The sequence below is a fragment of the Arthrobacter sp. Y3223164 genome (genome assembly GCF_059091005.1).
Map to the genome: position 1 here is coordinate 1 of NZ_JBNHGF010000447.1, position 2,015 is coordinate 2,015.

Below are 2,015 nucleotides of genomic sequence, written 5' to 3' on the forward strand. Positions count from 1 at the left end.
TCGCCGGCGCCCAGCGGGGCAGGTTCCGGCGGGACGTAGCCCTCGTCGTCGTCCGGTTCCGCGACGGTGTAATCCCGCGGCCCGGGCGGCGCTTCATCCGCCGGGACCTCCGGCAGGCGGTTCTCGAAGATCTCGCGCAGGCGCTGGGCATCGCCGCCGTTGCCGGCCGCGGGCCGCTCCGGGGGCATGCCGTCCGCGTTGCCGGAGTCTGTCTCTTCCAGCCGGGCGACCAGATCCTGCCAGGCGGCGTCGTCCCGGTCCTGGTCATGCCCGGGCATGGGTTGCTCCCGTCTGCCCCGGAGACGCGGCCGCAGTGGCGTGAATGAATTCGGCGGACCGGCGGTAGATCAGCTCGGCGTCGTGGTCCATGGTGGCCACGTGATAGCTGTCCGCCAGCGGCACCACCTCCAGCCGGTCCGTGCCAATCCGCCGCCGGAGCACATCCATGGAAGATTCCGGGACTATGTGGTCCACCGCGGAGCGGAAGACGAGCGTAGGAGCAGTGACGCGTGGCAGGTCGGCCACGACAGTCTTGAAGAGCTGGCCCAGCTGGTGCGCGGCGGCCACCGGGGTGCGTTCATAGGCACCCTCATCCATGCCCGGCTTGTTGATGTCGTTGCCAATGGCCGGCACCGACCGCAGGACATACTTCAACAGGCCCGACAGCGGAGCGCGCCGGTCCGCGATGGTCAGACCCGGGTTGACCAGCAGCACGCCGGAGACCGGACGGTGCGCGGCCAGCCGCAACGCCAACGCTCCGCCCATGGACAGACCGGCCACGAAGACGTGGCTGCGCTCGCGGGCGAGCTCCGAAAAGGCCTGCTCGGCCGCCCCGTACCAGCTTTGCCAACGGGATGTGGCCAAGTCCTGCCACGTGGTGCCGTGACCGGGCAGCAGCGGCAACCGTACTCCGAAGCCGGCATCGGCCAGGCTTTCCGCCCACCCCCGCATACTGCGCGGGGAACCGGTGAAACCATGCAGCAGGACGACGCCGACGCGGGAATTCGGGCCGTGCCCGGGGCTGGAAAAGACGCCGTCGGCAACAGAAGTCATGGCACTATCGTGTCATTACGGGAGCCGTTCGGCCATCAATAGCCGACCGGTTCCTTTCTCCGGCACCCCCATCCCGCGCAGCCACGCAAAGCCAAAGCTGGAGTAGAGTCTCAAGCGGTATTGGTAAAGCGGCCGGCGGCGGCGGAACGGAAAGGCACACGTGTTCTACTGGTTCATGAAGACCATCGTCGTAGGACCGGTGGTCCGGCTACTCTTCCGGCCATGGGTCAAGGGGCTGGACAACATTCCCGACAGCGGCCCCGCGGTGCTGGCCAGCAACCACCTTTCCTTCTCCGATTCGATTTTCCTGCCCCTCGCGGTGCCCCGGCCCGTGGTGTTCCTGGCCAAGAGCGAGTACTTCACCGGCAAAGGCGCCAAGGGCAAGCTCACCGCGGCTTTCTTCAGGATGACCAACCAGCTTCCGATGGACCGATCCGGCGGAGCGGCCTCGGCCACGTCCTTGCTGGCGGGACGGGACGCGCTGCAGGACGGCGGCCTGCTGGGCATCTACCCGGAGGGCACCCGGTCACCGGACGGAAAGCTGTACCGCGGCAAGACCGGCGTGGCCAAGTTGGTGCTGCACACCGGCGTGCCGGTGATCCCGGTGGCGATGATCGGCACGGACAAGGTTCAGCCCATCGGCCGGCGCATCCCCAACATCCGCCGGGTGGGCATCATCATCGGCAAGCCGTTGGACTTCTCCCGCTACAAGGGGCTGGAAGACGACCGGTTCATCCAGCGTTCGGTCACCGACGAGATCATGTACGAGATCATGCGGCTCTCCGGCCAGGAATACGTCGATTCGTACGCCAGCACGGTCAAGGCCAAGCTGACCGCCCGCAAACCGGCCAAGGCCGAAAACCAGCGCCACGCCGCCGTCGGCCTGCCGCCGGAGCAACCGGAACCTCCGAAGGCCAAAGCGCCCGGCGCCATCACGGTCATCGGCGGAGCGGACCCCGCCG

The 2,015-nt window shown here is 67.8% G+C and carries 2 protein-coding genes and 1 pseudogene; 1 reads left to right on the forward strand and 2 read right to left on the reverse strand.

Translation table 11 applies throughout. The features are described from left to right. Together AC5RUJ_RS15205 and AC5RUJ_RS15210 are read right to left on the reverse strand one after the other, a co-directional pair. A pseudogene (locus AC5RUJ_RS15205) lies at window positions 1-278 on the reverse strand (hypothetical protein); the annotation flags it as partial. Further along, on the reverse strand, window positions 265-1,053 hold the full coding sequence (locus tag AC5RUJ_RS15210) for an alpha/beta hydrolase (RefSeq protein WP_493999452.1): 789 nt from the start codon (window positions 1,051-1,053) through the stop codon (window positions 265-267). The gene AC5RUJ_RS15210 and the pseudogene AC5RUJ_RS15205, both read right to left, overlap by 14 nt. Window positions 1,054-1,213: 160 nt before the next feature. Between AC5RUJ_RS15210 and AC5RUJ_RS15215 the strand changes: the two genes are divergently transcribed. Beyond that, on the forward strand, window positions 1,214-2,015 hold an 802-nt coding region (locus AC5RUJ_RS15215; RefSeq protein WP_494156135.1), incomplete at its 3' end, for a lysophospholipid acyltransferase family protein.